Origin of the sequence: Rufibacter sp. XAAS-G3-1 (genome assembly GCF_013623775.1) — a bacterium.
GTDB lineage: Bacteria > Bacteroidota > Bacteroidia > Cytophagales > Hymenobacteraceae > Nibribacter.
Genome location: NZ_JABFAM010000025.1, coordinates 19,273 through 45,759 on the forward strand (window position 1 = coordinate 19,273; position 26,487 = coordinate 45,759).

Annotated in this window: 22 protein-coding genes; 12 read left to right on the forward strand and 10 right to left on the reverse strand. The window is 52.6% G+C overall.

Going from position 1 to position 26,487, the window contains the following annotated elements:
• Positions 1 to 23 precede the first annotated feature (23 nt).
• From HHO50_RS21655 to HHO50_RS20095, 4 genes are read right to left on the reverse strand one after another with little or no spacing between them, the layout of a single operon-like run.
• A complete protein-coding gene (locus tag HHO50_RS21655) occupies positions 24 to 248 on the reverse strand; it encodes a DUF5615 family PIN-like protein (protein ID WP_370457655.1) in 225 nt (74 codons plus the stop codon).
• On the reverse strand, positions 249 to 377 hold the full coding sequence (locus HHO50_RS21110; protein ID WP_219921611.1) for a DUF5615 family PIN-like protein: 129 nt from the start codon (positions 375 to 377) through the stop codon (positions 249 to 251).
• Positions 374 to 610 carry a DUF433 domain-containing protein gene (locus HHO50_RS20090; RefSeq protein WP_181308891.1) on the reverse strand — a complete coding sequence of 79 codons (237 nt, stop codon included), beginning with the start codon at positions 608 to 610 and terminating at the stop codon, positions 374 to 376. Before HHO50_RS20090 ends, HHO50_RS21110 begins: the two co-directional genes overlap by 4 nt.
• Before the next feature lie 57 nt (positions 611 to 667).
• A complete protein-coding gene (locus HHO50_RS20095) occupies positions 668 to 1,087 on the reverse strand; it encodes a hotdog fold thioesterase (RefSeq protein ID WP_181308893.1) in 420 nt (139 codons plus the stop codon).
• 52 nt (positions 1,088 to 1,139) lie between these two features.
• Here HHO50_RS20095 and HHO50_RS20100 point away from each other — a divergent pair, with 52 nt between their 5' ends.
• Positions 1,140 to 1,754 (forward strand): histidine phosphatase family protein, encoded by a 615-nt coding sequence (locus tag HHO50_RS20100; RefSeq protein WP_181308895.1) that lies wholly within the window; start codon positions 1,140 to 1,142, stop codon positions 1,752 to 1,754.
• Between the two features lie 137 nt (positions 1,755 to 1,891).
• On the forward strand, positions 1,892 to 3,613 hold the full coding sequence (locus tag HHO50_RS20105; protein ID WP_181308897.1) for a pyruvate dehydrogenase complex dihydrolipoamide acetyltransferase: 1,722 nt from the start codon (positions 1,892 to 1,894) through the stop codon (positions 3,611 to 3,613).
• A gap of 550 nt (positions 3,614 to 4,163) precedes the next feature.
• Here HHO50_RS20105 and nagB read toward each other — a convergent pair.
• Complete coding sequence (gene nagB, locus HHO50_RS20110) at positions 4,164 to 6,128, reverse strand: glucosamine-6-phosphate deaminase (protein ID WP_255478839.1); 1,965 nt, start codon at positions 6,126 to 6,128, stop codon at positions 4,164 to 4,166.
• A gap of 938 nt (positions 6,129 to 7,066) precedes the next feature.
• On the opposite strand from nagB, the gene hslV reads away from it, so the two are divergent.
• The 4 genes from hslV to HHO50_RS20130 all read left to right on the forward strand — a co-directional run bounded on the left by hslV (position 7,067) and on the right by HHO50_RS20130 (position 11,199).
• The gene (hslV, locus tag HHO50_RS20115; protein WP_181308901.1) at positions 7,067 to 7,606 is read left to right on the forward strand and encodes an ATP-dependent protease subunit HslV; all 540 of its coding nucleotides are present in this window, start codon (positions 7,067 to 7,069) and stop codon (positions 7,604 to 7,606) included.
• Between the two features lie 102 nt (positions 7,607 to 7,708).
• Positions 7,709 to 8,680: a deoxyhypusine synthase family protein gene (locus tag HHO50_RS20120; RefSeq protein WP_181308902.1), complete on the forward strand. Its 972-nt coding sequence runs from the start codon at positions 7,709 to 7,711 to the stop codon at positions 8,678 to 8,680.
• A 310-nt stretch (positions 8,681 to 8,990) separates the two neighbouring features.
• A complete protein-coding gene (locus HHO50_RS20125; protein WP_181308904.1) occupies positions 8,991 to 9,584 on the forward strand; it encodes a DUF4136 domain-containing protein in 594 nt (197 codons plus the stop codon).
• 187 nt (positions 9,585 to 9,771) lie between these two features.
• Positions 9,772 to 11,199 carry an aminotransferase class V-fold PLP-dependent enzyme gene (locus tag HHO50_RS20130; RefSeq protein WP_181308906.1) on the forward strand — a complete coding sequence of 476 codons (1,428 nt, stop codon included), beginning with the start codon at positions 9,772 to 9,774 and terminating at the stop codon, positions 11,197 to 11,199.
• A 35-nt stretch (positions 11,200 to 11,234) separates the two neighbouring features.
• Here HHO50_RS20130 and HHO50_RS20135 read toward each other — a convergent pair whose 3' ends face one another.
• A complete protein-coding gene (locus HHO50_RS20135) occupies positions 11,235 to 11,810 on the reverse strand; it encodes a 2'-5' RNA ligase family protein (protein WP_181308908.1) in 576 nt (191 codons plus the stop codon).
• A 675-nt stretch (positions 11,811 to 12,485) separates the two neighbouring features.
• Between HHO50_RS20135 and HHO50_RS20140 the strand changes: the two genes are divergently transcribed.
• Together HHO50_RS20140 and HHO50_RS20145 are read left to right on the forward strand one after the other, a co-directional pair.
• Complete coding sequence (locus tag HHO50_RS20140) at positions 12,486 to 14,411, forward strand: ABC-F family ATP-binding cassette domain-containing protein (protein ID WP_181308910.1); 1,926 nt, start codon at positions 12,486 to 12,488, stop codon at positions 14,409 to 14,411.
• 239 nt (positions 14,412 to 14,650) lie between these two features.
• On the forward strand, positions 14,651 to 15,976 hold the full coding sequence (locus tag HHO50_RS20145) for a DUF5103 domain-containing protein (RefSeq protein ID WP_181308912.1): 1,326 nt from the start codon (positions 14,651 to 14,653) through the stop codon (positions 15,974 to 15,976).
• A 518-nt stretch (positions 15,977 to 16,494) separates the two neighbouring features.
• Here HHO50_RS20145 and HHO50_RS20150 read toward each other — a convergent pair.
• From HHO50_RS20150 to rsmA, 3 genes are read right to left on the reverse strand one after another with little or no spacing between them, the layout of a single operon-like run.
• On the reverse strand, positions 16,495 to 17,460 hold the full coding sequence (locus HHO50_RS20150) for an NAD(P)-dependent oxidoreductase (protein ID WP_181308914.1): 966 nt from the start codon (positions 17,458 to 17,460) through the stop codon (positions 16,495 to 16,497).
• A 43-nt stretch (positions 17,461 to 17,503) separates the two neighbouring features.
• Positions 17,504 to 18,856 (reverse strand): magnesium transporter, encoded by a 1,353-nt coding sequence (gene mgtE / locus HHO50_RS20155; protein WP_181308916.1) that lies wholly within the window; start codon positions 18,854 to 18,856, stop codon positions 17,504 to 17,506.
• Positions 18,846 to 19,628 (reverse strand): 16S rRNA (adenine(1518)-N(6)/adenine(1519)-N(6))-dimethyltransferase RsmA, encoded by a 783-nt coding sequence (gene rsmA, locus HHO50_RS20160; RefSeq protein WP_181308918.1) that lies wholly within the window; start codon positions 19,626 to 19,628, stop codon positions 18,846 to 18,848. Before rsmA ends, mgtE begins: the two co-directional genes overlap by 11 nt.
• 55 nt (positions 19,629 to 19,683) lie before the next feature.
• Between rsmA and HHO50_RS20165 the strand changes: the two genes are divergently transcribed.
• The 3 genes from HHO50_RS20165 (at position 19,684) to HHO50_RS20175 (ending at position 24,089) form a co-directional block, all read left to right on the forward strand.
• On the forward strand, positions 19,684 to 21,120 hold the full coding sequence (locus HHO50_RS20165; protein ID WP_181308920.1) for a M17 family metallopeptidase: 1,437 nt from the start codon (positions 19,684 to 19,686) through the stop codon (positions 21,118 to 21,120).
• A gap of 3 nt (positions 21,121 to 21,123) precedes the next feature.
• Positions 21,124 to 22,131: a 4-hydroxythreonine-4-phosphate dehydrogenase PdxA gene (gene pdxA / locus HHO50_RS20170; RefSeq protein WP_181308922.1), complete on the forward strand. Its 1,008-nt coding sequence runs from the start codon at positions 21,124 to 21,126 to the stop codon at positions 22,129 to 22,131.
• A gap of 1,130 nt (positions 22,132 to 23,261) precedes the next feature.
• The gene (locus HHO50_RS20175; RefSeq protein ID WP_181308924.1) at positions 23,262 to 24,089 is read left to right on the forward strand and encodes an IS5 family transposase; all 828 of its coding nucleotides are present in this window, start codon (positions 23,262 to 23,264) and stop codon (positions 24,087 to 24,089) included.
• Positions 24,090 to 24,333: 244 nt separating this feature from the next.
• On the opposite strand, the gene HHO50_RS20180 is transcribed toward HHO50_RS20175, so the two are convergent.
• The gene (locus HHO50_RS20180) at positions 24,334 to 24,708 is read right to left on the reverse strand and encodes a hypothetical protein (RefSeq protein ID WP_181308926.1); all 375 of its coding nucleotides are present in this window, start codon (positions 24,706 to 24,708) and stop codon (positions 24,334 to 24,336) included.
• Positions 24,709 to 24,813: 105 nt separating this feature from the next.
• Between HHO50_RS20180 and HHO50_RS20185 the strand changes: the two genes are divergently transcribed.
• A complete protein-coding gene (locus tag HHO50_RS20185) occupies positions 24,814 to 26,268 on the forward strand; it encodes a tyrosine-type recombinase/integrase (RefSeq protein ID WP_181308928.1) in 1,455 nt (484 codons plus the stop codon).
• Positions 26,269 to 26,487: the final 219 nt, after the last annotated feature.

A 26,487-nucleotide genomic window follows, 5' to 3' on the forward strand; every position in this document is an offset into this window, starting at 1 on the left:
AAGCAAAACAATGGTAGGTAAGCTTAATTATGGACTACTATCTCCTCTTGGGTAATCTCTAGTAAAGAATGCTTTGAGAACAACTCCTGAATCAAGGAAAGATGCTTCTCAAAAAGATTCAGGAGCACTTGGTTTCTGATGTTTCCTGTTTTGACCAACAACAATTGAGGTGGCACTTTCTTAAGAAGGTATGACTCCAGGAAATCTGAATCTTTTGAGATGACGATTCTCTGTTCATCCGCTGCCAACTAAGCAATAAAGCCATCTTTCGTTTTATTCTTATCTGGCAAATCTAAGGTATGAACAGACTCGATTCCTTTTGAACGAAGGAGGTCTGAGAGGCTTTTGGGCAGTTGCGCATCTACAATAAACTTCATGAAGCAATCCGGTAGATGCCTTTTACCTGCATCAGCTTTGCGGCATACTGCAGACAGGCCAGAAAATCTTCCCTCTCCAGGTCTGGAAAGTCTTCAAGCAATGCTTCTATGGACATACCGGATGCTAGCAACTCCAATAGGTTCTCTACCGGACAACGCAGCCCCCGGATAGTGGGCTTGCCATGGCAGATTTCCGGTTCAATGGTGATGCGGCTTAATAAGTTATCTTGCATAATGTATCTTCGTAATAAAGGCTTACTCCAGCTAACACAATTCCAATTCAATACGCATTATCTATCCAGAATAGCCATGGTGATGCGGCTGATGCAGATTAAATCACCGGCTTCGGAGGTAATACGGATTTCCCAGACGTGGGTCTTACGGCCTATGTGCACCGCACTGGCTTTGCCGTACACGTAGCCGCTCCGGGCGCTCTTGATATGGTTGGCGTTTATCTCCAGGCCAACGCAGTATTGCTTGGTCAAATCCAGGAACATGGTAGCACCAATGCTGCCCAGGGTCTCGGCCAGGGCCACCGAGGCACCACCGTGCAGCAGGCCCAGGGGCTGGTGCGTGCGGTGGTCAACGGGCATGCGGCCAATGAGGTAATCATCGCCAATCTCGGTGTATTCCATGCCCAGATGCTCGCCCATGGTGTTTTTATTTAAAGCATTTAACCCTTCCAGGGTGATATCGGCGCGTCTTTTCATCCAGAGTTCTCGTATTTATGGCCTACCTTAGAGCCTGCAAATTAGCGTAAAATTGAGCCTCAAAAAAATCTACCTCGTTCGGCACGGCCAGACAGACCTTAACCTGCAGGGAATTGTGCAGGGGAGCGGCATTGACAGTTCCCTCAATGAAACCGGCCGCTGGCAAGCAAATAAATTCTTCCAGGCCTACCAAGACATTCCCTTTGACAAAATCTACACCTCGGCGCTGCAGCGCAGCGTGCAGAGCGTGCAGGGGTTTATTGACCTGGGCATTCCGCACGAGCAACACGCGGGCCTGAACGAGATCAGCTGGGGAACCCGCGAAGGCACCCGCATCACCCCAGAGGAAGACGCGTACTACTTTGACATGCTCCAGCGGTGGCAGAACGGCGAGACCAGCGTGCCCATTGAAGGCGGCGAAAGCCCCCAGAACGTGGCCGACCGTCAGAAACCCGTCATCGACCTGATTCTTTCCCGCCCCGAGGAAAAGACCATTCTGGTGTGCATGCACGGCCGGGCCATGCGGGTGTTACTCGCCCAATTGCTGCGTTACCCGCTGCACCAAATGGATAGGTTTGTGCACCATAATCTTTGCCTGTATGAGCTGAACTACACCGGCTCTATGTTTTGGGTGTCGCGTTTTGCCGATGTCTCACATTTGACCTAGAAAAAAGAACAAGATTCCTGATTTTGGCCTCATTTCTTGAAAACAAGCCAAAAACAGCCGCAGAATCTCTTAAAAGCATATTTGTATTACAGCATTTTTGCCTCTATTTTTGAGGCCTTAAACCCGAGCAAAAAACTATGGCCGAAATCATCCGAATGCCCAAGATGAGTGATACTATGACCGATGGGGTCATTGCCTCATGGTTAAAGAAAGTTGGTGACTCTGTGAAATCTGGGGACGTTCTTGCCGAAGTGGAAACCGATAAGGCGACCATGGAATTGGAGTCTTATGAAGATGGGACGTTACTGTACATCGGCCCTAAAAATGGTGAATCTGTACCCGTAGACGGCGTGTTGGCCATCATCGGGAAACAAGGTGAAGATATCTCCGGCCTTATGGCCGAAGTAAACGGTGGTGGCGCTGCCCCTGCCGCCCAGGAAGCCCCTAAAGCCGATGCGCCGAAGGAAGAACCGAAAGCAACTCCTGCCCCTGCTGCCCCATCGGCACCTGCCGCAAACGTGAACGCCGAAGTGGTGCGCATGCCCAAAATGAGCGACACCATGCAGGAAGGCACCATTGTGGCCTGGCACAAAAAAGTGGGCGACAAAGTAAAATCCGGTGACCTGCTGGCTGAGGTGGAAACCGACAAAGCCACCATGGAGCTGGAGTCTTATGAAGACGGTACGCTTTTATACATTGGGGTGGAAGCCGGTGCCTCGGTTCAGGTAGACGGCGTTCTAGCCATCATCGGCGAAGCCGGTGCCGATTACCAAGCCTTACTGAACGGCGGTGGTAAAGCGGAGGACAAAGGCCCAGACGTCATGGTTGGTTCCATAGAAGAAGTTACCCGTGCCGAGAACCATAAATCTGACGCGCAGTCGCAGTCTGGCGACGGCGTAAACCAAACCGTTGGGGCTCCGGTACCAGGCCAAGGTACTGAAGCCACTTCTGGTTCTTCTGCCAACCAAGGCCGCGTATTGGCTTCCCCGTTGGCGAAGAAGGTTGCCCAGGAAAAAGGCATCAGCCTGGCAGACGTGAAAGGCTCCGGTGAGAACGGCCGCATTGTGTTGCGTGACGTGGAGAACTTCACCCCTGGCGCCGCGGCCCCTAAAGCCCAACCACAGACTGCTTCCGCTCCGGCCCCGGCTCCGCAGGTATCTGCTCCGGCTCAATCCGGCGAAGCCTTCACCGAGGTTCCGGTATCACAGATGCGTAAGGTAATTGCCCGCCGTCTGTCTGAGAGCTTGTTCACTGCCCCGCACTTTTACCTGACCATGGAGATTGACATGGACAAAGCCATGGAAGCCCGCGTGAGCATGAACGAGGTGGCCCCGGTGAAAGTCTCTTTCAACGACATGGTGATCAAAGCCGCTGCCGCTGCCCTGCGCAAGCACCCGGCCGTGAACTCATCCTGGTTAGGCGACAAAATCCGCTACAACAACGTCATCAACATTGGCGTGGCCGTAGCCGTGGAAGAAGGCCTGCTGGTACCCGTGGTGCGCAACGCCGACCAGAAGTCACTTTCTACCATCTCTGCCGAAGTGAAAGACCTGGGCGGAAAAGCCAAATCCAAAAAGCTTCAGCCGTCTGACTGGGAAGGAAGCACCTTCACCATCTCTAACCTGGGCATGTTCGGGATTGAGGAATTCACCGCCATCATCAACCCACCAGATGCGTGTATCTTAGCCGTAGGCGGGATCAAGCAGACACCGGTGGTGAAGAACGGACAAATCCAGATTGGAAACGTGATGAAGGTAACCCTTTCCTGCGACCACCGCGTGGTGGATGGTGCCGTAGGTTCCGCCTTCCTGCAGACCCTCAAAGGCTTCCTGGAAGACCCGGTAAGAATGCTGGTTTGATTTGGTGTAGTTGTTAGTGATTAGTTGTTTGTTGTTAGAAGACAAACTTTATATAAGAAAGAGCCGATGGAAAATTCCATCGGCTCTTTCTGTTTAGAGCTTGTTTAAATTTGAGGTTTGCAGGCGAAAATGACCAGAGAAAGGTTCTGCGGAAGCGTTTTTTGAGCCGCGTAGCAGCGCTACGGGGCGAGAAAAAGGTGAACGCAGGTTCTTTTTATGGTCGTTTGTAGCGCAAAGATGAAATTTAAACAAGCTCTTAGGGGCTGTTTTTTGGAAAACAGCCCCTAAACAGAATTACTTCTAATCCTTCAGGTTAAATGGAGGGGCAATCCCTTGTGGTTGCCCTTTTCGCGTATTGACATTGGGTGCCGTAACTGGGTGGGGAGCCGTGAGGGCAACCACAAGGGATTGCCCCTACAGCATGGTGTTTAGAGCCTGTTTTTGGGAAATGAGCCGGAAAACACTTTTCGCATTCAGGAATACCAACCATGCAAAAAGCCGCTTCAGGCTGTACCCGAAGCGGCTTTTTTAGAAGGCAATCAGAAGAAAGTTAGTAATGGAACCGCACGAAGGCCTCCATGGCCTCGTAATCGGCGAGGCCGAGACGGTCGTAGCGGCGGGCGGTCTCACGGTTGCGCTCCTGGGCGCGTACCCAGAACTCGCGCTCGTCGTCGCCGGGGAACACGGGACGGTCTTTCTGGCTTTGGTGCTTGAAGATGGCGTTCCGCTTACGTCCTACTTCCTGCGGGGAGAGCGGCACCGCCATCTCAATCTCGTGCGTCTCAAACTCGTGCCAGGCCCCCCGGTACATCCAGAGCCAGCAGTCTTTCACCCATTCCTCGGTTTTGCTTAGTCGGCGAAGCGCTTCTACTATAATATTGAAACATACGATGTGCGTACCGTGCGGGTCTTCAAAATCGCCGGCGGCGAACACCTGGTGCGGCTTCACTTTTTGCAGCAGATCCATGGTGAGTTCTATGTCCCGATCTGTAACGGGGTTCTTCTTGGTCTTACCGCTCTCGTAGAAAGGCAGCGCCTGGAAGTGGATGTGGTCGTCTGAGAGACCGGCGTAGCGCGCGCCCGCAATCGCCTCGCTCTTCCGGATGAACGCCTTTACGTCCTGAATTTCCTTGGTGTCTACCTGGTTAGGGTGCTTCTGCCCAATGAACGTCCGCATCTGCTCGTACACGGATGAAAGTATCTCTCCGTCTTGGCCAATGCTTCGGCTGAAGTCTATGGCAAATTCCATGTAGCGCAGCACGTCATCGTCCCACACGGCCGTGTTGCCGGAAGTCTGGTAGGCCACGTGTACATCATGCCCCTGGTCTACCAAGCGGATGAACGTACCGCCCATGGAAATCACGTCATCATCTGGGTGCGGGGAGAAGATGAGCACACGTTTCTGGGCCGGTAATGCCCGCTCCGGACGACCGGAATCATCGGCGTTCGGCTTGCCGCCGGGCCAGCCCGTGATGGTGCGTTGCAGTTGGTTGAAAACGTCAATATTGATGTTGTAGACCGGCCCCCGGTTCACGCCCAGTTGGGCCATGCCGTGGGCGTTGTAATCTTCCTCGGTCAGCTTCAAAACCGGCTTCTTCACTGTGTCTGAGAGCCAGATGACCGCTTTACGGGTTAATTGGGTATCCCAGTGGCAGTCTTTCACGAGCCACGGCGTGCCGAAACGGGTCAGGCCCATAGCGGCATCCTGGTCCAGCACGAACTCTACGTTGTCAGAAAGCTGTAGGTAGGTGGCCGGCACCTCGCCGGAGATCTCGCCTTCCACCGCCTTGCGCACGATGGATGCTTTCTTCCCGTTCCAGGCCATCAGCACAATCTCGCGGGCCTTGAAGATGGTACCTATTCCCATGGTGATGGCCTTGGTGGGTACATTCTCCTTGCCCCCGAAATCGCGGGAGGCGTCGCGGCGGGTCAGATCGTCTAGGGTGACCAGGCGCGTACCCGAGTTGGGTGCCGAACCGGGCTCGTTGAAACCGATGTGGCCCGTTCTACCAATCCCCAGTACCTGCAGGTCAAGCCCGCCCAGTTCCTCTATCTTGCGCTCGTACTCCAGACAGAAAGCCGGAATGTCCTCCAACGGCAGTGTACCGTCTGGGATGTTCACGTTGGCTTTGTCAATGTCAATGTGGTTGAACAGATTTTCGTCCATGAAGCGCACGTAGCTTTGCGGGGCCGTGGGCTGCATGGGGTAGTACTCGTCCAGGTTAAAGGTGATGACGTTCTTGAAACTCAGCCCTTCTTCGCGGTGCAGTCGCGCCAGTTCGGTATATACGCCAACGGGCGTCGCACCAGTGGCCAAGCCCAGCACCGTTTTCTCTCCCCTCGCCTGCTTTCCCTTAATCAGATCCGCAATGCGGTGGGCCACCGCCTTTGAGGCCTCTTGCTGGTCTGCATAAACGGTTACCGGCACCTTCTCGTAGCGCGTTTCCTCCAATAGGTTAAGCCTGCTCATAGTAGTATCTTGTTTTAATAGGTTGTGGACGTGTGGAATCCGCAAAGGTAAAAAGTCTGACTAATTCACAAAATTTAATAACATTTAATTTATTTTAAAATTTATTAAATAACTCCCGCCTTTGGGTATCGCCCAGTGCATGTCTAGCTTTAAATACTGTAAATCTACTGATCTCTTCTTATCTACCCCATAAAAGTTGGAGGGCCTGGAGGAAATAAGTAATGGACAGAAGTAACTATACCTTCTTCTCTCTTTGCCATCCTGGAAGGAGCTCGGTGGCGAACTAGAAAAGCTCTTATTGCAAGTCTTTGCCGTTCATGACCAAGATCCTTTCAGGAAAACAAAATAGACAGTTTAATTTGTTCTGCTACGTAACTGTTCCACCGCTTCAGGTGCAGATAGATAAGTTTTGAGTGGTTGAACAACCAAGAGCGTGTATGAATTTTGGGTTTGCTGGCTCAATTGGCTTTGACAGGTTCTTTCTATGAAGCTGTTTAGAGCTTGTTTACATTTCATCTTTGCGCTACAAACGACCATAAAAAGAGCCTGCGTTCACCTTTTTCTCGCACCGTAGCGCTGCTACGCTGCTCCCAAAACGCTTCCGCAGAACCTTTCTCTGGCCGTTTTCGCCTGCAAACCTCAAATGTAAACAAGCTCTTAGAGTTTTTAGGCTGTTTTCCTAAAAACAGCCTAAAAACGGCGGTATAAACAGATGCTTGTGCCAGTGTACAAATAACCTTCCTGTTTTATGCCTATTTTCCTAAAAACAGCCTAAAAATGAAGGCATTAGTGGACACTTGCACCAGAGGAATTGCTTTAGATGCCGGTTAATGAAAAACTCTAAACAGGTTCCATGGCCGTTGGCAGCACAAAAGCCATAGTTTAAACAAGCTCTACAGGGCAGGTTCGGGTATTCAGAAAGTTTGTCGTACTTTCGCGGCTGTAAACGGGTGGCAACGCCCTCTCACTAAGAAAGGTACCTCATGACGAAAATACGTTCTACCACCGTACTGGGAATTTACCATAACGGCGAAGTGGCTTTGGGAGCCGATGGCCAGGCCACCATGGATAAATACATTGCCAAAAGCAACGTGAAGAAGATTCGCAAACTGCAGGACGGTAAAATAGTGACAGGCTTTGCCGGCTCCACCGCCGATGCCTTTACCCTGCTGGAGCGCTTCGAGGAGAAGCTTAACGCCTACGGCAACAACATGAAGCGGGCGGCTATTGAACTGGCCAAAGACTGGCGCAAAGACCAGTACCTGCGCAAGCTGGAGGCCATGATGGTAGTCGCCAACAAAGAGGAATTGCTCATCATCTCGGGCACCGGCGACGTGCTGGAACCAGACCACCAGATTGCCGCCATCGGGTCGGGCAGCACCTACGCGCAGTCGGCGGCGCTGGCCTTGAAGAAACACGCACCCCACCTCACCGCCGAGGAAATGGTACGCGAATCGCTCAACATTGCCGCCGATATCTGTATTTACACCAACCACAACCTCATCATAGAGAAACCGAACTAACCCCGGTTTTTTCCTGTTTGCCCCATAGTTTCGCGCTTCTTTCGCTAAAACAGGGCAGAAACATTTAAACCATTCCGTTAAAAAATCAACTAATTGAACAGCATGAAGGTAACGCAGTTCCTGAAAGATCATTACAAGCATTTCAACGCAGCCGCACTCATTGATGCCGCTGAAGGCTATAAAACCCATTTGAACGAAGGTGGCAAGATGATGATCACCTTGGCCGGGGCCATGAGTACCGCCGAACTGGGAATTATTCTGGCTGAGATGATCCGGCAGGACAAAGTGCAGGCCATTACCTGTACCGGGGCTAACCTGGAAGAAGACATCTTCAACCTGGTGGCGCATGATTTCTACGAGCGCATTCCTAATTACCGCGACTTAACGCCGCAAGACGAGCAGGATTTACTGGCGCGCCACATGAACCGCGTGACCGATACCTGTATTCCAGAGGAAGAGGCCATGCGCCGTCTGGAGCACACGGTTCTGAAATACTGGCAAAAAGCCGATCAGGCCGGCGAAGCGTATTTCCCGCATGAATTCTTCTACCAAATCCTGAATTCCGGCGATTTGGAGCAGTATTACCAAATTGACCCCAAAAACAGCTGGATGCTGGAAGCGGCCAAGAAAAACCTGCCCATCTTCGTACCGGGCTGGGAAGATTCTACGCTGGGCAACATCTACACCGGCCACGTGATCACCGGTGACATCAAGAATGTGCATACCATGAGAACCGGTATCCAGTACATGATGGAACTGGCCGAGTGGTACACCAACACGGCCAAAGAAGATTCCACCATTGGGTTCTTCCAGATTGGCGGCGGTATTGCCGGTGACTTCCCTATCTGCGTGGTGCCTATGCTGCACCAAGACTTACAGCGCACCGGGGTTCCGTTGTGGGGCTATTTCGCCCAGATTTCTGATTCCACCACCTCTTACGGTTCTTACTCCGGTGCGGTGCCGAACGAGAAGATCACCTGGGGGAAACTGGGCATCAACACACCTAAATTCGTGATTGAGTCTGACGCGACCATTGTGGCACCCCTGGTGTTCGCCATCGTTCTGGATTACTAGTCCATCTGAATAAAAGTGCTATGGCAAGGAGGCAGGATTTGATCCCGCCTCCTTTTTTTATGTCCAGTCCTCACGTAAACGCCAGGCTGAACAACGCAGTACACCTTCCAGAAGGTACGTAACCATCACTCTCCAGCCTTCACAAGAAAGCCGATTATTTAATTGGATATTATTGCTGATAATCAGAACAATAGCTATATTGTTTTTCTAATAAAGTTATTTGAATTTTCTTATAACTTTTAGAACCCCTCGCCTATTTTATTTCGTAAGTAGCGGAGCACCAGTTTATTAAAACTAGAGAGATCAAGCCATGAAACACACTTACTTTTTATCCAAGATTCTCATTTTGATAGGGGCCTGCGCGTTGAGCAGCTGCCTGGGGTTCGGAAACCGTAAATTCGGATCTGACTACAGTTATGCCGGGGCGTTCCATAAATACCGGACGTTTAACTTCATCACCCACGCCTCAGAGGAAGACAGCGTCACCCTTCAGAATTACGAGGTGCTTAAAAAGTACATCAGGGAACGGCTAGAGATTCAGGGATATGAATACAGTGACAAGAAACCCGATCTGTTGGTGAGCTATTACATCTACTACAATGACCTTAGCATGAAAGGCTATGAGCAGGAAGAGTTTGATATCTGGCTGGTGAACAATGAGGAGCCTACCAAAGAGCATGAGGCCTATAAACCCATCAAAATGTACATGAGCCAGGGCACGTTGCTGGTGACGCTGCTAGACCATAAAAAGCAGAACGCCGTCTGGCAGGGCTATACCTCTGGCGTGCTCTCAGACCCCACTACCGAGAATACGGCCTACCTCAACCGAGCCGTGAGAACCATCTTTGACCAGTACCGGGTTTTCCGGAAAGGCTATCTGAGAGAGAACTCCTCGGCTAATTGATGGGAAAGAAGTAGCTGATTCTTATTCAACTGAAGTGGGTTTGGGGGCTGTTTTTGAAAAAACAGCCCCTAAACCCACTTTTATTTTATAGCTTCATTCTTTAAAACAGCCCCAAAGGCAATTAGAAATCTAAGGGGCTCCGCCTTTTCCGGCGTGAACTTTTGCAACCTAAGAATTAACCTCATCTATGACGCTTTCCCGCTTTCCCCTGGAACCCACCGAACAAGAACGTGCAGTGGTGCAACAGGCCGTTGAAACCTACGTCCAATCCTTCCTGACCCAGTTACCGTCGTTGCCCGCCTTTGTAGATTCTCCTGAGAAAGGAGCCGGGCTGCTGGAGAGTCCCATAGAAGAAAACCCAATTGACATAGAAGAGGCTTTAGCCTTGCTGAAAACCGAGGTAGACACACCGGGCATTACCGCGGCCTCTGGCGGACACTTAGGCTATATTCCGGGCGGCGGGCTTTACTACTCTGGGCTGGGTGACTATCTGGCGGCGGTTGCCAATAAATATGCGGGTATCTTCTTCGCAGCACCGGGGGCGGTACGCATGGAAAACCTGCTGCTCCGCTGGATGGCTAGTCTGATTGACTTTCCGGCAGACGCGGCCGGAAACCTGACTTCGGGGGGCAGCATCGCCAGCCTTATTGCCTTGGCCACCGCCCGCGATGCGCAGAAAATCACCTCCCGCGTCATCCCAGATGCCGTGGTCTACACCACTGCCCATGCCCACCACTGCCTGGACAAAGCCTTGCGCATTGCCGGTTTGGGGGAATGCCCGGTGCGGCATATTCCCATGGATGCCCAGTACCGGATGCGGCCCAAGGAGCTGGAAAAAGCCATTACCCAAGACAAAGCGGCCGGGTTAACCCCCTGGCTTATCATCGCCTCGGCCGGAACCACAGACGTAGGGGCCATTGATCCCCTCCCCGCCATTGGCCAGATCGCAAAAGCGTTTAACCTGTGGTACCACGTAGATGCCGCTTACGGCGGATTCTTCGCCCTGGCGCCTTCCGGCAAACCCAAATTGGAGGGCATCGCCTCGGCCGACTCTGTGGTGATGGATCCGCACAAAGGCTTGTTTATTCCCTACGGTTTAGGCGCGGTGCTCATCAAAAACCGTCAACAAACCGCCCAGACGCATCATTATCTGGCCAATTACATGCAGGATGCCCTCTCCGCCACCGACGAAGCCTCTCCGGCCGATCTGTCGCCCGAGCTGAGCAAGCATTTCAGGGGCTTGCGGCTGTGGCTTCCGCTTAAACTGCACGGGGTGGGCGCTTTCCGCGGCGCGTTGGAAGAGAAGTTAGGTTTGGCGCAGTACGCGTATCAGCAATTGCAGCAAACCCCTGGCTTTGAGGTGCCTGTGGTGCCGGAGTTATCAGTAGTGATCTTCCGCTACGTTCCCCCGCCCCCCGAAGAGGCAAATACCTTCAACCAGAAGCTGATCAAAGCGGTGCAGCAGGACGGCCGCGTATTTCTATCCTCTACCCTGCTGGACGGGAATTTCATGCTACGGCTGGCCATTCTTTCCTTTAGAACGCACCAACCTACCATTGATCTGGCCTTGGAAATTCTGAAGGAGAAAGCGGCGGCACTTGAACAGGCAGGTTAAAGCCGGGGATGTGGCAGAAAGGAAAAGAGCAACGTCTATCTGGAGGCCGAGAGTTTGATGGCATCCTGCGCCTCTGTCTCTACCAAAGGGAAAACGCCGTCTTCCAGAAACAGCTCCCCTTTTTTGGTGAGTAGCGTGAGGTTGTCCAACTCAATCTTCCAATGGAAGTTCCTCTGGTTAAGGTATAGAACGGCCTGGGAAATTACTTCTGGGCTGGTATCGCCAAGGGCCAGCGAAAGATGCGGCATCCAGACGTCTGGGTGGTAGTAGGGATTGATCTCCTGGCACACGAGGCCCACCGCCGTATGCAACTGGCCGTGAAACTGATTGACGTTTTCGGTGCGCACCACGGGAATATACAGCACGGGCTTCTCTCCCGGGAAGATCCCCAGCCCGGTGGTGCCAATCATGAACCGGCAACAGATTCCCGCCGCCTCTCCCAGGGTCTTCTTCAGGTGCTGCAAGCTGCCGTCATTCACCGTAAGCCAGGTGATATGCGGATAGGGGGTTTTCTGCACGTCTTTCAGCCCAAACTCACGTTCCAATTCAAACACCAACTGGTTCACCCTGTCTGAGTGTTCGGCATCAAGTAAAGATACAATAGCTACCATAAGAGGTAAGATTAGCGTTTTTGGGCTGGTTTTCCAAAACTAGCATATATACGGGGCATAGGCCGGAATGGAAAGGCACCTTTCTCAGAATGTTCTTCAAATTACAGAGAACAACCTGTGGTTGGCAGACTTCCTCTAACCCCTCTCCCACGGAGAACGAAACCCCGCTGATGCGTTTTGGGGCTGTTTTGCGGAAAACAGGCCAGAAACGGTACTGGCACAGACGCTCGTAGGAGCTGCGCACACTACGAGGTCTTTGGGCAGGCGGCATCGCGGAAGCAGGCCTAGAACGCGGAAACCTGTGAGGTCTTGGAGACCTCACAGGTTTAGGTAAACTGGCGCGAGATTCCAGTCTCGTGCCATGGGATGAAGCGAGTCTCCAGACTTGCCGGGAACCACCGCCGGGAGGGCGTAACAGCAGTAAATAGCTCTACACCCATTCTTTCTTTAAACCAACCGCCAATACACGTTTCTCCCTTTGCGTTTAGAGCCTATTTTCTGGAAAACAGGCCTAAAACGGATTCCTCTACCTTTCTCTTCCATGGCAAGGCATGATTTTCAGCTATCGCGTGTTAGAAACATGCTCTATACTCTCAACAAAAAACAGTAACCGCAAAAGGCGAACGCCTGATAATTTTCAAAGTGTTACCTTTGTGGCTTGACAAGAATTGATCCATGATTTCCATTAATAACCTCAACTTCCATTTCGGGAGCCGCACCCTGTACGAAGACGCTAACCTGCACATCAAACCCAAAGACAAGATTGGGCTGGTGGGCCTGAACGGAACCGGTAAATCCACGCTGCTGCGCCTGCTGGTGGGCGAATACAAACCCGACGGGGGCAGCATCCAGATGGGCCGCGAAACCACGCTGGGCTTCCTGAACCAGGATCTACTATCTTACGATACCCATGAAAGTATCCTGAAGGTGGCCATGCAGGCGTTTGAGGAGGCCATCCAGGTGCAGCACAAGATAGATGCGGTGCTGCACGAGATGGAAACCAATTACCAGGACGAACACATTGACAAACTGGCCCGCCTGCAGGAGCAGTTTGAGGCGCTGGACGGCTACAACATCCAGGTAAAAGCGGAGGAGATTCTGGAGGGCCTTGGCTTTACCACCGAGGAGTTGCAGCAACCGCTCAAAACTTTTTCCGGGGGCTGGCGCATGCGCGTGATGTTGGCCAAGATCCTGTTGCAGAAACCCTCCCTCCTGCTGCTGGATGAGCCTACCAACCACTTGGACTTACCTTCTATCAAATGGATTGAGAATTATCTGAGTGCCTATGAGGGCGCCTTGGTCATTGTCTCCCACGACCGCGAGTTCCTGGACAGGACTACCAACACCACGGTAGAGGTGTCTGGCCAGAAACTGAACGTCTACGCGGGCAACTACAGCTTCTACCTGGAGGAAAAGGAGCTCCGCAACGAGATTCAGAAAGGCGCTTACGAGAACCAACAACAGCAGATAAAGCAGGCCGAGCAGTTTATCGCCCGTTTCAAGGCGAAAGCCACCAAAGCAAAGCAGGCCCAAAGCCGCATGAAGGCGCTGGACAAAATGGAACGCATTGAAGACGTGGCCGGTGATGCGCCGGTGGTGAACTTCAAGTTCCAGTTCACGGTACAACCGGGCCGCAACATCCTGCGGCTGGAGAATGTGGCCAAAAGCTACGGCGAAAAACTCATCCTGAAAAACACCAACGTCAACATAGAGCGCGGCGATAAAATAGCCTTGATAGGGGCCAACGGAAAAGGAAAGTCCACGCTCATGCGCATCATCGCGGGTGATGAGCCCATCAAAGGCGAGCGGCAACTGGGGCACAACGTGATCATGGCCTTTTACGCGCAGCACCAGTTGGAGAGCCTTACCGTGGAGAATGAGGTGCTGCAGGAGATGGTGCAGGCGGGCAGCCGCCGTACCGAGATGGAGTTGCGCGGCGTGCTGGGTTCCTTCCTCTTCACCGGCGACACTGTTTTCAAGAAAATCAAAGTCCTTTCCGGAGGTGAGAAAAGCCGCGTGGCCCTGGCTAAAACGCTGATCTCCGAAGCTAACTTCCTGTTGCTGGATGAGCCCACCAACCACCTGGACATGCAGAGTGTGAACATCCTCATCCAGGCCCTGGAGCAGTACGAAGGCACGTTTGTGGTAATTTCCCACGACCGCTACTTCGTGGAGAACGTAGCCAACAAGATCTGGTACATTGAAGACTACGAACTGAAGGAATATCCCGGCACCTACCACGAATACGAATACTGGATGGAGCAGCGCGACAAAGGCCTGAAGCGCCCAGCCCCCGCAACAAATAGCCCCAAAGCCCAGCCCAAGCCCGCCCCCACCGCGGGCCAGCAACAGCAGTTGGAGCAGGAACTGAAAAAAGTAAACCAGAAACTGAAGCAGGTGGAAGGCTTGGTGAACGAACTGGAAAGCAAACTCAAGGGCTGCGAAAGCAAACTCGCCCTCCCTAGCACCTACGCAGACCCCAACGCCCTGCACGAAACCACCCAGCAGTTCAACAAAATCAAAACACAGCTGGACAAAGAGCAGAGCGCCTGGGAACAACTCATGGAGCAGGTAGACGAACTGGAAAGCCAACTGAAGTAAATGGAGTTAAACCTCACAGGTCTTAAAGCCCTGTGAGGTTTTCTGTTTCAAGGCTGTTTCCTGTAAAACAACCTAAAAATAGCTTTATGTTGCAAGCGTCTGCACCTGCCAACCGTTAGAAAGGGGTTCACTATCTTCTGATACAAACAACCGTTCTCTAGCGTATGCAAAAGCGTTCACCCAAACAAACTACAAAAATCAGGTGAACGCAAACGCCTCATGGATTAGAAAGACACCTTATGATACAAAAAACAAACTGGAAACGCGGAATCTTGCTCTTTGCTCTGGCCGCCACCTCCCTCACCGGATGCGTACCCGTAGAGTCAACGGGCACAGGAACCGGAACCGTGGGCTATGGTTCCATACGCTATGAAGATGCCGTGTATTCCACCGATGTCCGCTCCGTTCAGTTTTACGCCCAAAGCTACAACGTGGGGGATGTACTGGCACCGCCGGTGGTTTCCCTTGAGCAATCCAGCCCTTTGGTGCTGGAGTTCGACCGCATGACGGCTCCCCGGGGCCGGGCGGTGGTGAAATTCTACCATTGCAATGTCAATTGGCAGCCCTCACAATTGCAGCCGCTCCAGTACGTGCAGGACTACAACGAGTTCTTTATCAATGAAGTGGAACCCTCAGCGGGTACCAAAGTTCCTTACTGGCATTACCGGTTCCAGTTGCCCCGCGTGAAACTCAGCGGAAACTACGTCATGGAAGTCTCTGAGGAAGGCGGAAACCTGTTGCTAAGCCGTCGCTTTGTCATATTTGAGGAACAGGTGCAGGTGGGCTTACGTCCGGTGGCCACGCCGGGAGCCGGTGAGCGTTACGAACGGCAGCAACTGGACTTCAACATCTTCTATGCTCAATACCCGCTGGTGAACCCTGCGCAGGAGATAAAGGTGGTCATGCGCCAAAACCACCGGTGGGACAACGCCAAGTACTTCACCCGCCCTACGTTCATTCAGGAAGCGCAGCGCCGCCTGGAGTACCAACTGTTTGAGCCGGAGCAAGCGTTCCTGGGCTTAAGTGAATTCCGCCCCCTTGACACGCGCAGCGAACGCTTCAGTGGCCTGGGCGTAGAACGCCGCGATAACTCCACCGTCCCAGACCGCGTGTATGCCTCTGTTGGCAGAAGCCGCGCCCGCGAAGTGTACAGTTCCCAACCAGACGCCAACGGCAAGTTCATCTTCGGGAGCCGCGAGTACGGCAACGCTCCCCTCAACGCCGACTACCAGCAAGTCACTTTCCAGCTTCAGGCCCCCGAACCCGCTCCCGGCCCGGTCTATGTGTTCGGCGGTTTATCTGACTGGCAACTGCAGGAACCCTTCCGGATGACGTATGATGCCGAAAAACAACTCTACACCGGCACCGTTCTCCTCAAACAAGGCTACTACAACTACTACTTCGCCCTGAAAGAGGCCAACGGCCAAGCCGACGCCCGCTATTTTGAAGGCAGCCACTTCGCCACCGAGAACGTGTATGATGTGCTGGTCTATTACCGTCCGCCGGGCACCAGAGCCGATCTGATTATTGGGTACTCCACCCTTCAGTTCAATCCGCAGCGGTAGGAGATAGTTGTTCGTTGTTTTTGGGGAAGAAAACCAATATCATTGCCCCCCCCAAACCAAAAGGAGATTTTTTTATCTGGCGCCGCTATATTGACCTCGTAGCGTCTGAAAAACCTGCGAGCGTCTATGCCACTAGCCAATCAGGAGATGGACTTTCCGGCTCGTGCGTAGAGTGCTGGCGCTACCTCTACGCACAACAATAGTGTGGTTCCCGGCCAGTCTGGAGACTCGCTTCATCCTTTGTCATGAGGTGGCAGTCTCGCGCCAGTTAAGAGCATGTTTAAATTTTGGATTGGTAAGCGAAAATGGCAAGAGTAAGGTTCTGAGAAAGCAGTTTTTGAGCCTCGTAGCAGCGCTACGAAGGCGATAAAACTGCTTTCTCAGGTTCTTGCTATGGCCAGTTGCAGCACCAAAGACAAATTTTAAACATGCTCTTAACATAATTTACTGGAAGAACTCTATTTTATATATTTTTCTGCTGTTTTGGGCCCGCTTTCCTTAAAACAGCCTGAAAACGCTTAGTTGTTTCTGCTGGTCAGGTATGCTTTCAGTTTCTCCACCAACACTTCGTTTATGCGCACATAGGACTCCCGTGTCCAACCGGCAATGTGGGGCGTTAACACCACGCGGGGGTGCTCAAATAAATACGATAGCCGTTCCTGCTGCTCTGGGGTCAGCGTTTTCAGCTTTTCGTTTTCCAGCACGTCTAAGGCCGCGCCGCGTACTTTCCCGGTTTTTAGGGCTTCTACCAAGGCGGCATGATCCAGTACTTCGCCGCGGGCGGTGTTCAAGAGCCACAACGGGTGTTGGAACCTAGAAAGCACTTGGTTATTTATGTAATGATGGTTTTCTTTTGTGTACGGAAGATGCAGGCTCAGCACCTGGGCCTGCTGCTGGAGTTCCTCTAAAGAAGCTAATTGAACGTGCGGGAACGGGTTTTCTACCGGTTGCCTGTCATAGGCCAGCACTTCGCAGTCAAACCCCACCAGGCGCTTGGCGAAGGATTTGCCCATGTGGCCGTACCCGATCAGCCCGATGGTCTTGCCTCCTATTTCCTCGCCGCGGTTGTCTTCCCGCCGCCACTGCCCCTGCCTGATCTGTCGGTCTCCCTGGGTGATTTTCCGGAACAAGGTTAAGAGTGAGCCTAAGGTGTGTTCGCCCACGGCGTCCCGGTTGCCTTCGGGGGCGTTGATCAAGGTAACGTTTCGGGCTTCCAGCACGCCATCGTCAATGTTGTCTACGCCGGCCCCGGCACGGGCTAGTACCTTTAGGTTAGGGGCATGGTTCAGTAAATCAGCCGTAATCCGCATTTTGCTGCGCACCACCAGCATCTGGTACTCTGGGAGTAAGGCGGGAACATCCTCTTTCTTGACTTCGGGCAGGTACGTCGCCTCTACGCCTACCTCTTTCAACATGGGCAGCAGACTCTCGTGCATGAGGTCTATGATGAGGCAACGGAAGGGAGAATCAGTTGGAGTGGGCATGGAAGGGGGGTTTTAGGGCTGGTTTTGGCAAAACAGGCCAAAATCAGAGATTCAACAAGAGGTGGGCTACCATAAAATACACGGCCAGCCCCAACAGGTCATTGGCAGTGGTGATAAATGGCCCGGCGGCCACGGCGGGGTTAATGCCGTATTTATCTAAGATCATGGGCGTCACCGTTCCCATAAAAGAAGCCAGCAGCACCACACTGAACAAGGCCACCGCTACCACTATAGACAAGGTCAACTGCACTCCTAACAGCAGGTTGAACCCCAGCACCAACCCAGACATCACCACCCCATTGATCACCGCTACCAGTAACACTTTGATGATACGGGAGGTGAAATTGTCAAACATGATGGTTTTGTTGGCCAGCGTCTGGATGATAATGGACGAAGACTGGATACCCACGTTTCCGCCGGTGGCGGTGATCAAAGGAGTGAACATGGCCAGCGCGGGAATAATGGCGATGTCGCCCTCAAACAACCCTATGAACCGGGCCCCAAGAAGACCGCCTACCATGCCCACCATGAGCCAGGGCAAACGGGCGCGCGAAAGCCGGAAAACGCTGTCGTCTTCCTCAATGTTCTCGGTGATACCGGTCATCAATTGGCGGCTCAGTTCGGCCTGTTCCTGGATCACGTCAATCACGTCATCAATGGTGATGCGGCCCAGCAACCGGCCTTGGATGTTCACGACCGGGATGGCCTCCAGGTCATATTTCTGCATGACGGTGGCTACTTCCTGCTCGTCTTTATAGGACTCAATGGAAATCACATCTGGGTCATACACCTTATTGATGGGTGTCTCGTCGCCGCAAAGAATAAGGGTTTTCATGCTCAGGCGGCCTACGAGTTTGTCGCGGTCATCCACCACGTACACGGCGTAGACTTTCTCCACTTCCTCGGCCTGCCGCCTGATTTCATCAATGCACTGCCCCACGCGCCAGTTGATGTTGACCTTGATCAACTCTTTGGCCATGAGCCCGCCGGCGCAGTCTTCGTCATAATGCAGCAGTTCAATAATGTCGGCTACGTGCTCCTGGTCTTCCAGCAGGGCGATGATTTCCTCTTTGCGTTGTACGGGCTGCTCGTTGAGCAAATCCACGGCGTCATCAGAGTCCATCTCGCCAATGTAGCGGGCAATCTCCTCAATGGTGAAGTTCTTCAGGAAATTGGTGCGCACGTCAGAGTCCAGGTCGCTGAGGATCTCGGCGCCTACATCAGGAGGAAGAATGTCCATCACGTACTTGCTTTGCTCGGTGTTGAGCTCGTACAAAACGGTGGTGATGTCTACGGCGTACATTTCCTCCATGTTGGAGAGAATGAACTCCGCGTCGCGCCGCTCAATGGCGTCCTCTATCTGGTCAATAAACTCACGGGTGATTTCAGTCTGCATGCTGCTGGATCAGAAGGGTCAGGTTAATAAAATCAGTCACGGAAAGCTGCTCGGCGCGTTTGTCAAACAAAGCATCCTGGGCTACTTCCAGGGGCAGGTTAAACGGTTTCAGGCAATTGCGCAGGGTTTTACGGCGGGTGGCAAAACTGGCCTTCACCACTTTAAAGAACAACTTCTCATCGCAGGGCAGTTGCGCCACGGCATTGCGGGTAAGCCGCACCACCGCAGATTTTACCTTGGGCGGCGGGTTGAACACGTGCTCATGCACCGTGAACAGATACTCAATGGTGTAAAAGGCCTGCAACAGCACGCTCATGATGCCATAGGTTTTGGAGCCGTGGGGCGCGGCAATGCGTTCGGCCACCTCTTTCTGCAGCATGCCCACCACCTCGGGCACCTGGTCGCGGTGCTCCAGCACTTTGAAGAAGATCTGGCTGGAGATGTTGTACGGAAAATTCCCAATGACGGCAAATGGCCCGGTGAACAGCGTTTTCAGGTCGGTTTTCAGAAAATCGGCGAAAAGCACGCGGCCCTCCAGCTGCGGGAAATGCTCGTTAAGCCACGCAATGGATTCCCGGTCAATGTCCACAATGGTGGTTCTGTATTGGGGGTGTTTTACCAAAAACTGGGTTAAAACGCCCATGCCGGGGCCTACCTCCAGCACCTCCTGCACGCCGTTGGGCAGCCGCAGCGCCTCCACTATGTTCTGGGCGATGTTGAGGTCGGTGAGGAAATGCTGACCTAGGTGCTTCTTGGGCTGGACGGGCTTCACTGGTTTTCGGTTTCCGTTTGTTAGGGCTATATTGCAGCTCAAAGATACACATCTTATGCGCACAGAACTGACCTACGTTGCAACATTACCCGCTAATACCAGCACCGCGGTGTTGGTACCGGGCCGCGAGCACCTCCCCGTGGAGCTTTTCTCCCAAGATGAGCTGGAGTACATTACCCGCCAACTGGAGCTGAAAAGCACGTTGGTAGGCCTCAATAGATTCACGCATCAGCTGTATCTGGTGCTCACTGAGCCACAAACCAAGGAAACCCAGACCCAGGAAGCCCTGCGCAAAGCCGGCCATTCCCTGCACCAACGCCTTTCGGCCGATAAGGTGGAAAGCGTTGTCTTGTTGGATGGGGCCGATGGCGAGGCGTCTTTGTTTGTGGCCGAGGGACTGGTGCTGAGCAACTACTCGTTCCAGCGCTACAAAACCCAGAACGCCACCCCTCCTACTTTAAAGTCGGTGACCATTACGGGGGTGGGCGTGTCGCAGACGCAGGTAACAGAGCTGGCGCACCTGCTGGAAGCCGTGTGCCGTACCCGCGACCTCATCAATACCCCGCCCAACATGCAAACCGCCACGCTCCTGAGCGAACAGATGCAAGAGATGCTGGACGGTTCTGGCGTGCAGATAGAGGTGCTGGATCAGGTGCAGATCCAATCCCTCAAAATGGGCGGTCTGCTAAGCGTAAACCAGGCTTCTGATGAATCTGCCACCTTTAATATTCTGGAATGGAAACCAGAGAACGCCACTAATACCCAACCGGTGATTTTGGTAGGCAAAGGCGTGGTTTACGATACCGGCGGCCTGAGCATCAAACCCACGCCCAACTCCATGGATTACATGAAGTCAGACATGTCTGGGGCGGCCGCCGTAGCCGGAACCCTGTACGCCTTGGCCCATAACCAAGTGCCCTTGCACGTCATCGGGTTGATTCCGGCGACCGATAACCTGATCAGCGGCAAAGGGTTCGCCCCCGGCGATGTGATCACCATGCACAGCGGCCACACCGTGGAAGTGCTGAACACCGATGCGGAAGGCCGTTTGATTCTAGCCGATGCCCTGCATTTTGCCAAGCGCTACAACCCGGCCTTGGTCATTGACATTGCCACCTTAACCGGAGCCGCCGCCCGCGCCGTGGGCCGCGAAGGCATTGTGATGATGGGCACCGCCGATGATTTAATCAAAACAGACCTGAAACTGGCCGGTGACCTGGCGCACGAGCGCCTGGTGGAATTCCCGCTCTGGGACGAATACCAGGAGCACCTGAAATCAGACATCGCGGATCTGAAGAACATCGGCGGAGCCGAAGCGGGCGCCATCTCCGCGGGCAAATTTCTGGAGTTCTTCACCCACTATCCCTGGATTCACCTGGACATTGCGGGAACCGCCTATCTGCTGAGCCCAGATTCTTACCGCGGCAAGCACGCCACCGGCAGCAGCGTGCGCCTGCTGTACCATTTCCTTTCTTCACAAGCCACTGCTTAATCAATGGAGCACAAAACCAAGCCCCGTATAGGGATTACCATAGGAGATATTGCTGGCATTGGGCCGGAAGTGGTACTGAAAACCCTTTCAGATAACCGGGTGCTGCATTACTGCACCCCCATTATCTATGGGACGGCCTCGGTGGTGAACAAATACCGGAAACAGTTGAACCTGGAGAACTTCAGCTTCCAACAACTTCCCTCCTTTGACCAACTGCACCCCAAAAAGGTAAACGTGCTCAACTGCCTGGAAGAGGAGATTGACTTCACGCCCGGCACCCCTACGGCGGCCACCGGGGCCCTGGCCCGCACCGCTTTGTTGCGCGCCGCCCAGGATCTGAAAGACGGGCACATCCAGGCGGTAGTAACGGCTCCCATTGACAAAGACAACACGCAGGGCGAAGGCTTCGAGTTTCCCGGCCACACCGAGTTCTTCACCACCTTTTTCAATGCGCCGGAGAGCCTTATGTTCCTGGTAGCCGATAGGTTTAGGGTAGCCACCGTGACCGGGCATATTCCCTTGAAAGACGTGGCTACCCGGCTCACCCCTGAGCTGCTCATCCGCAAACTCACCATCCTGGACAATTCCCTGCGCAAGGACTTCGGGATTCAGAAACCCCGGATCGCGGTGTTGGGCCTCAATCCCCACGCCGGAGAAAACGGGTTATTGGGCACTGAGGAAACGGAGATTGTCATCCCGGTGATTGAACAGCTCAAGAACAAAGGAAACCTCATTTTCGGGCCGTTCCCCGCCGATGGGTTCTTCGGCACGCGCAGTTACCAGAAGTTTGACGCGACCCTGGCCCTCTACCATGACCAAGGGCTGATTCCATTCAAGACCCTCGCGTTTGAACGGGGCGTGAATTTCACGGCCGGTTTGCCCATTGTGCGCACCTCGCCCGACCACGGCACCGCCTATGACATTGCCGGGCAGAACAAAGCAGACGAGACCTCGTTCAGGGAAGCGCTGTTCGCCGCCATTGACATTCTGCGGGCGAGGGCTGGGGTGTAACTTTCACTTTTTGAACCTGTTTAGAGTTTTTTATTAACCGGCTTTTAAAGCAATACCTCTGGTGCAGGTGCCCGTTGGTGATGTCATTTTGGGGCTACTTTTATAAAAACAGGCCTAAAACACGAAACAGCTTCTTTGCTTAGAATAAGCATCCGCTAATCAATGATAATGCCTTTGTGAGGGGCACGGGAAGAGGTACTTCGGCTTTGTGTTGCCCACAAAGCCGAAGTACCTCTTCCCTTTTTTGTTCTCTCCCTCCCAAAATTTTCACCAAATCAGTACATTGGCTTTCGGGTGAAGTTTAAAGCCATTGACTCTCTCTCTTAATCATGTTCAATTTTCAACAAAGAATAAGATAAGTTTAAAAGAAACATTTCCGATAATCAAAGAACGCAATCCGAGAAATCAATCTTAATAAAGAATTGGCGGACAGGGATTCAATTGTTAAAGAGCTACTAAAAATAAAGGAATTCACAGCTACCTTTCCATGCTGGATACCGACAAACTGGATAATGAGAGAAGTGGATTGGTTTAGCGCACATTTCACGACTTAGGCTGAATGCATGCATGAATATTTGTTGGAGTTTGAGAGAAAGCAGATGGAGGCAAAGTCCAGCAAAGGGATAAAAAGGAAAATCTGAGCTTACAAAGTATTGACTGCCAAAAAAACAGAAGAGATAGATGCCACAGAAGTAGATACATTTAGAGCTTGTTTCAATTTGAGGTTTGCAAGTATTCTAGTCAATCAAGATTCTAGTCAATAAAGATGAAAGGAATATAGAAGCAAGAAATGCCTATATCACCCATCATGGATTGGATTGCGCAGTATGCAACTTTAACTTCAAAAAAGTATGGTGCTATTGGGGGAAGTTCCATCCATGTTCACCACGTGTAGGAAATAAGCAAAATCAGGAAAGAATATACAAACAACCCAATAATTGATTTAATACCAGTTTGCGCTAACTGCCATGCAGTGCTTCATAAAAACGAGCTGACAATTGAAGAGTTAAGGCAATAAATAAAAAATAGAGCATCACCTCGTATCGAAGCTGTTTAGAGTTTTTCAACTTCCAAAGAATTAGGTGGGTAAAAGTGTTTGCAAAGACATTTTCAACTCCAACCCTAATCCAATGGAAGTCATAAGTGAAGGTAACATTAATCGCTGGATAGTACCTCACCTGAGCGTGGGTAAAAGAGGCTCCAAGCCGCAGGTAAAGCCCTCAGCAATCATGTCGGCCATTCTCTACAGGCTCAAAACGGGCTGCCAATGGCGGGAGTTGCCCACCAGGGAGTTCTTCGATGGGGCTGGTTTGAGTTGGCAGGGAGTATACCACCATTTCAGGAAGTGGGCCGCCGACGGCAGCCTGAGAAAGGTGTGGGTGAATCTGCTCAGGAGCAAGCGCAGGCTGCTCGACCTCTCCTGCGTGCAGTTGGACGGGAGCCAAACGCTCTGCAAGAACGGCGGGGAGCATGTGGGCTACCAGGCCCGGAAAGCAGGCAGGACCTGCAACAGCCTGTTTCTCTCCGACAGCAGGGGGCTCTTGCTGGCCTGCAGCGAGCCTGTGTCAGGTGCCCACCACGACCTGTTCGGGATAGAGCAGGTGTTCAGGGGGCTGTGCGCCCTACTTAAGGAGGCGGGCATCGAGACGGAGGGGCTGTTCCTGAACGCTGACGCCGGCTTCGACTCCGAGGGCTTCAGGCGTCTGTGCTCGGAGATGAAGATTGAGGCCAACATTGCCTTCAACCCCAGAAATGGGCAAAGTGAAGATGGGTACGTTTACTTTGACGAGGAACTCTTCAAGAACAGAGCCGTCATCGAGCATGCCAATGCCTGGCTCGACAGCTTCAAAGCCTTGCTGATCAGGTTCGAAACAAAGGCCAGGCAATGGGTGGCACTGCATCTACTCGCATTCACGGTGCTTTTTATCCGGAAAATAACTAAAATGGAAAAACTCTAAACAGGTTCATCAACATCATGCTTCGACCGATGGCTTTGCACGTTGTTGATACGAGGCCGTTGATGATTGCATGGGGTTGAAGGAATCTCTGGAAGAAGGTAGTAGTGTGAACGTAATGCCCTCCCAGGGTATTAAAATTGAATTTTAATTTTCCTACTGCTTGCTTAGAACGGGTATTGACACGGTGCCATCTGCGGTTTTCATTGCAAGAACCAAGGGGGGGAAATACATTGCCCTTCCTCCCCTACTTCTCCATGTAAGGTTGCCAATTTACAATCAATACTTTGCCTTCTGGTAGCAGCAGGTAGCCGTAGTCATAGCAGAAGTGGTAGGTGTTGCCTTTCTGGGTGCGGTAGAGTTGGGTCAGGTAGCGGAAGTCGAACCCCGCCAACTCCAGGTACTGCCTGGGGACGGTGGTTTTCCCCTGCGGGCTAAGCTGCCTGAGAATGCTGCGGTTTTTCCTGAGCGCGGCATTGACCTGTTGGATGCGCCGCTCACCCAGACTTAAGCGTTTGGCCGTATTGTTGGCCAAGTGGCGGCACTGGTCAGAGCAGTAACGCTTGTCACTTCTCCCCATGATTCCCGCGCCGCATTGCAAACATGTCTTTCCTTGTTCCATAAGCCCTAGCCGTGTTAATACCCGCGTATATCCGGGTGTACACGGGTATTAACACGGCTAGGGAAAAGGAAGGTTGTATTTTGCGAACCCAACTCCTTCATTCCCATGGCTTATCGCTCTGAATTACCTGTTCTTTACCTAAACCCGCTGGAACACGGTGGTAAGACCTTTATCCGTATCTGGTATAAGCCCAATCCTTTCGTTTCCAAGCGGTTGAAGGAGGCCAGTTGGATCAGGTACAGCAAAACTTATAAGTGCTTTGTGATGCACCGGAGCAACCAGGCTATTGAGATGCTGCACAGGCATTTTCAGGATCTGGCGAAGGTAGATTCACGTTACCTACATAGGCCCAGGCGCCTTCGCCCCGAGCAGGGGGCGGTGATCCTGCGTGAAAGCGGTGCCGGAACCGAGCCTTTGGAGAAGCTGCCCAGGCGACCCATTGTGCGGCTACAGCCCTTGGAGTATGGGGGCAAGACACTTGTGCAACTGAGCTACCCCTATGATAAAGTGATCTACGCCTGTCTGAAGCGCAGCAAGACAGCGCGGTGGCTGCCCCAGATGCAATGCTTTGTCACAGTAACGGACAGTGGTAGCCTACTCACACTACTTTCGGAAATGGAGCCTGTGGCGCAACTCTGGCTTGCGCAGGCCATACAGATCCGGGATATGGCGCTGCAGGTCAGGCTTTGGGAGCAGGTCTACAGAAAAGGAGACGGCTACCTTTCCTGCCCCATTCCTTATCTGGAGAAGCTGTATCTGCTCAACTACAGCCTCAGTACCATCCGCACCTACCACAGCCTGCTCCTGCGTTTTCTGAACTCCTATAAGGAAAGAGGACTGGAGGCAATCAACCTGTTCTCAGAGGAGGAGATCAATACCTATCACCGCCAAATGGTACAGGCAGGCACCTATTCCTGCTCGTTGGTGAACCAGAGCATCAATGCCGTTAAGTTCTATTACCAACGGGTATTGCTGCGGCACGAGGTACGGCTGAACCAGGTGGAGCGCCCCGGGAGGCCCGAGTGCCTGCCCCACGTGCTCAGCAAGCAGGACGTGGCAAAGATCCTTTCCGCTACCGAGAACCCCAAGCACCGTTGCCTCCTGCAACTGCTCTACGCAGGTGGCCTGAGGATTGGGGAAGTGATCAATCTTAAGATAACTGATGTTCAGTCTGGGCGAAACCTGCTGCTGATCAGGGGTGGTAAAGGCAAGAAAGACCGTACCACGCTGCTCTCCCAGAGACTGCTGGAATGCCTGCGAGCCTACTATAAACAATACAAACCCAAGGTATGGCTCTTTGAGGGGCAGGCAGGCGGGCAGTACACGGTGGAGAGCATCCGCAACGTGTTCCGGGCCAGCAAGGAGAAGGCCGGAGTGAAGGCGCAGGCTACACCCCATACTTTGCGCCACTCCTTTGCCACCCACCTTCTGGAGCAGGGAACCGACCTAAGGTACATTCAGGCCCTGCTGGGGCATAAGTCCAGCAAGACCACTGAGATCTACACCCATGTCACCACGCATGCCATGGAAAAAATCATTAGTCCCTTGGATAGCCTTTAGCAAAACCTTACATTAGCTTGAACAGAGATAGGCATGGACACTCTACATCCTAGGACTAGGCATAAAACCTGCTCCAGCTCAAGTTTCCGGAGTTCGCACAAAGTGCCGATAAGCGTATGTTGACGTTTACACTGTAGTTGGGGCAAATTTGAAGAACCTTTCATCGGGCTTCACGGCAGAAAAAAGAATCTGCAAGAGAAGCAGAAATAAACCAGCAGA

What these genes read in the sequence shown, in the direction of transcription:
- HHO50_RS20135 (WP_181308908.1), bottom strand. Translation starts at nt 11,810, where the DNA reads ATGGTAGCTATTGTATCTTTACTTGATGCCGAACACTCAGACAGGGTG.
- HHO50_RS20165 (WP_181308920.1), top strand. Translation starts at nt 19,684, where the DNA reads ATGCGCACAGAACTGACCTACGTTGCAACATTACCCGCTAATACCAGC.
- HHO50_RS20120 (WP_181308902.1), top strand. Translation starts at nt 7,709, where the DNA reads ATGAAGGTAACGCAGTTCCTGAAAGATCATTACAAGCATTTCAACGCA.
- HHO50_RS20175 (WP_181308924.1), top strand. Translation starts at nt 23,262, where the DNA reads ATGGAAGTCATAAGTGAAGGTAACATTAATCGCTGGATAGTACCTCAC.
- HHO50_RS20090 (WP_181308891.1), bottom strand. Translation starts at nt 610, where the DNA reads ATGCAAGATAACTTATTAAGCCGCATCACCATTGAACCGGAAATCTGC.
- pdxA (WP_181308922.1), top strand. Translation starts at nt 21,124, where the DNA reads ATGGAGCACAAAACCAAGCCCCGTATAGGGATTACCATAGGAGATATT.
- HHO50_RS20105 (WP_181308897.1), top strand. Translation starts at nt 1,892, where the DNA reads ATGGCCGAAATCATCCGAATGCCCAAGATGAGTGATACTATGACCGAT.
- HHO50_RS20130 (WP_181308906.1), top strand. Translation starts at nt 9,772, where the DNA reads ATGACGCTTTCCCGCTTTCCCCTGGAACCCACCGAACAAGAACGTGCA.
- HHO50_RS20185 (WP_181308928.1), top strand. Translation starts at nt 24,814, where the DNA reads ATGGCTTATCGCTCTGAATTACCTGTTCTTTACCTAAACCCGCTGGAA.
- hslV (WP_181308901.1), top strand. Translation starts at nt 7,067, where the DNA reads ATGACGAAAATACGTTCTACCACCGTACTGGGAATTTACCATAACGGC.
- HHO50_RS20145 (WP_181308912.1), top strand. Translation starts at nt 14,651, where the DNA reads ATGATACAAAAAACAAACTGGAAACGCGGAATCTTGCTCTTTGCTCTG.
- HHO50_RS20095 (WP_181308893.1), bottom strand. Translation starts at nt 1,087, where the DNA reads ATGAAAAGACGCGCCGATATCACCCTGGAAGGGTTAAATGCTTTAAAT.
- mgtE (WP_181308916.1), bottom strand. Translation starts at nt 18,856, where the DNA reads ATGCAGACTGAAATCACCCGTGAGTTTATTGACCAGATAGAGGACGCC.
- HHO50_RS20180 (WP_181308926.1), bottom strand. Translation starts at nt 24,708, where the DNA reads ATGGAACAAGGAAAGACATGTTTGCAATGCGGCGCGGGAATCATGGGG.
- HHO50_RS20150 (WP_181308914.1), bottom strand. Translation starts at nt 17,460, where the DNA reads ATGCCCACTCCAACTGATTCTCCCTTCCGTTGCCTCATCATAGACCTC.
- HHO50_RS21110 (WP_219921611.1), bottom strand. Translation starts at nt 377, where the DNA reads ATGAAGTTTATTGTAGATGCGCAACTGCCCAAAAGCCTCTCAGACCTC.
- HHO50_RS20140 (WP_181308910.1), top strand. Translation starts at nt 12,486, where the DNA reads ATGATTTCCATTAATAACCTCAACTTCCATTTCGGGAGCCGCACCCTG.
- HHO50_RS20125 (WP_181308904.1), top strand. Translation starts at nt 8,991, where the DNA reads ATGAAACACACTTACTTTTTATCCAAGATTCTCATTTTGATAGGGGCC.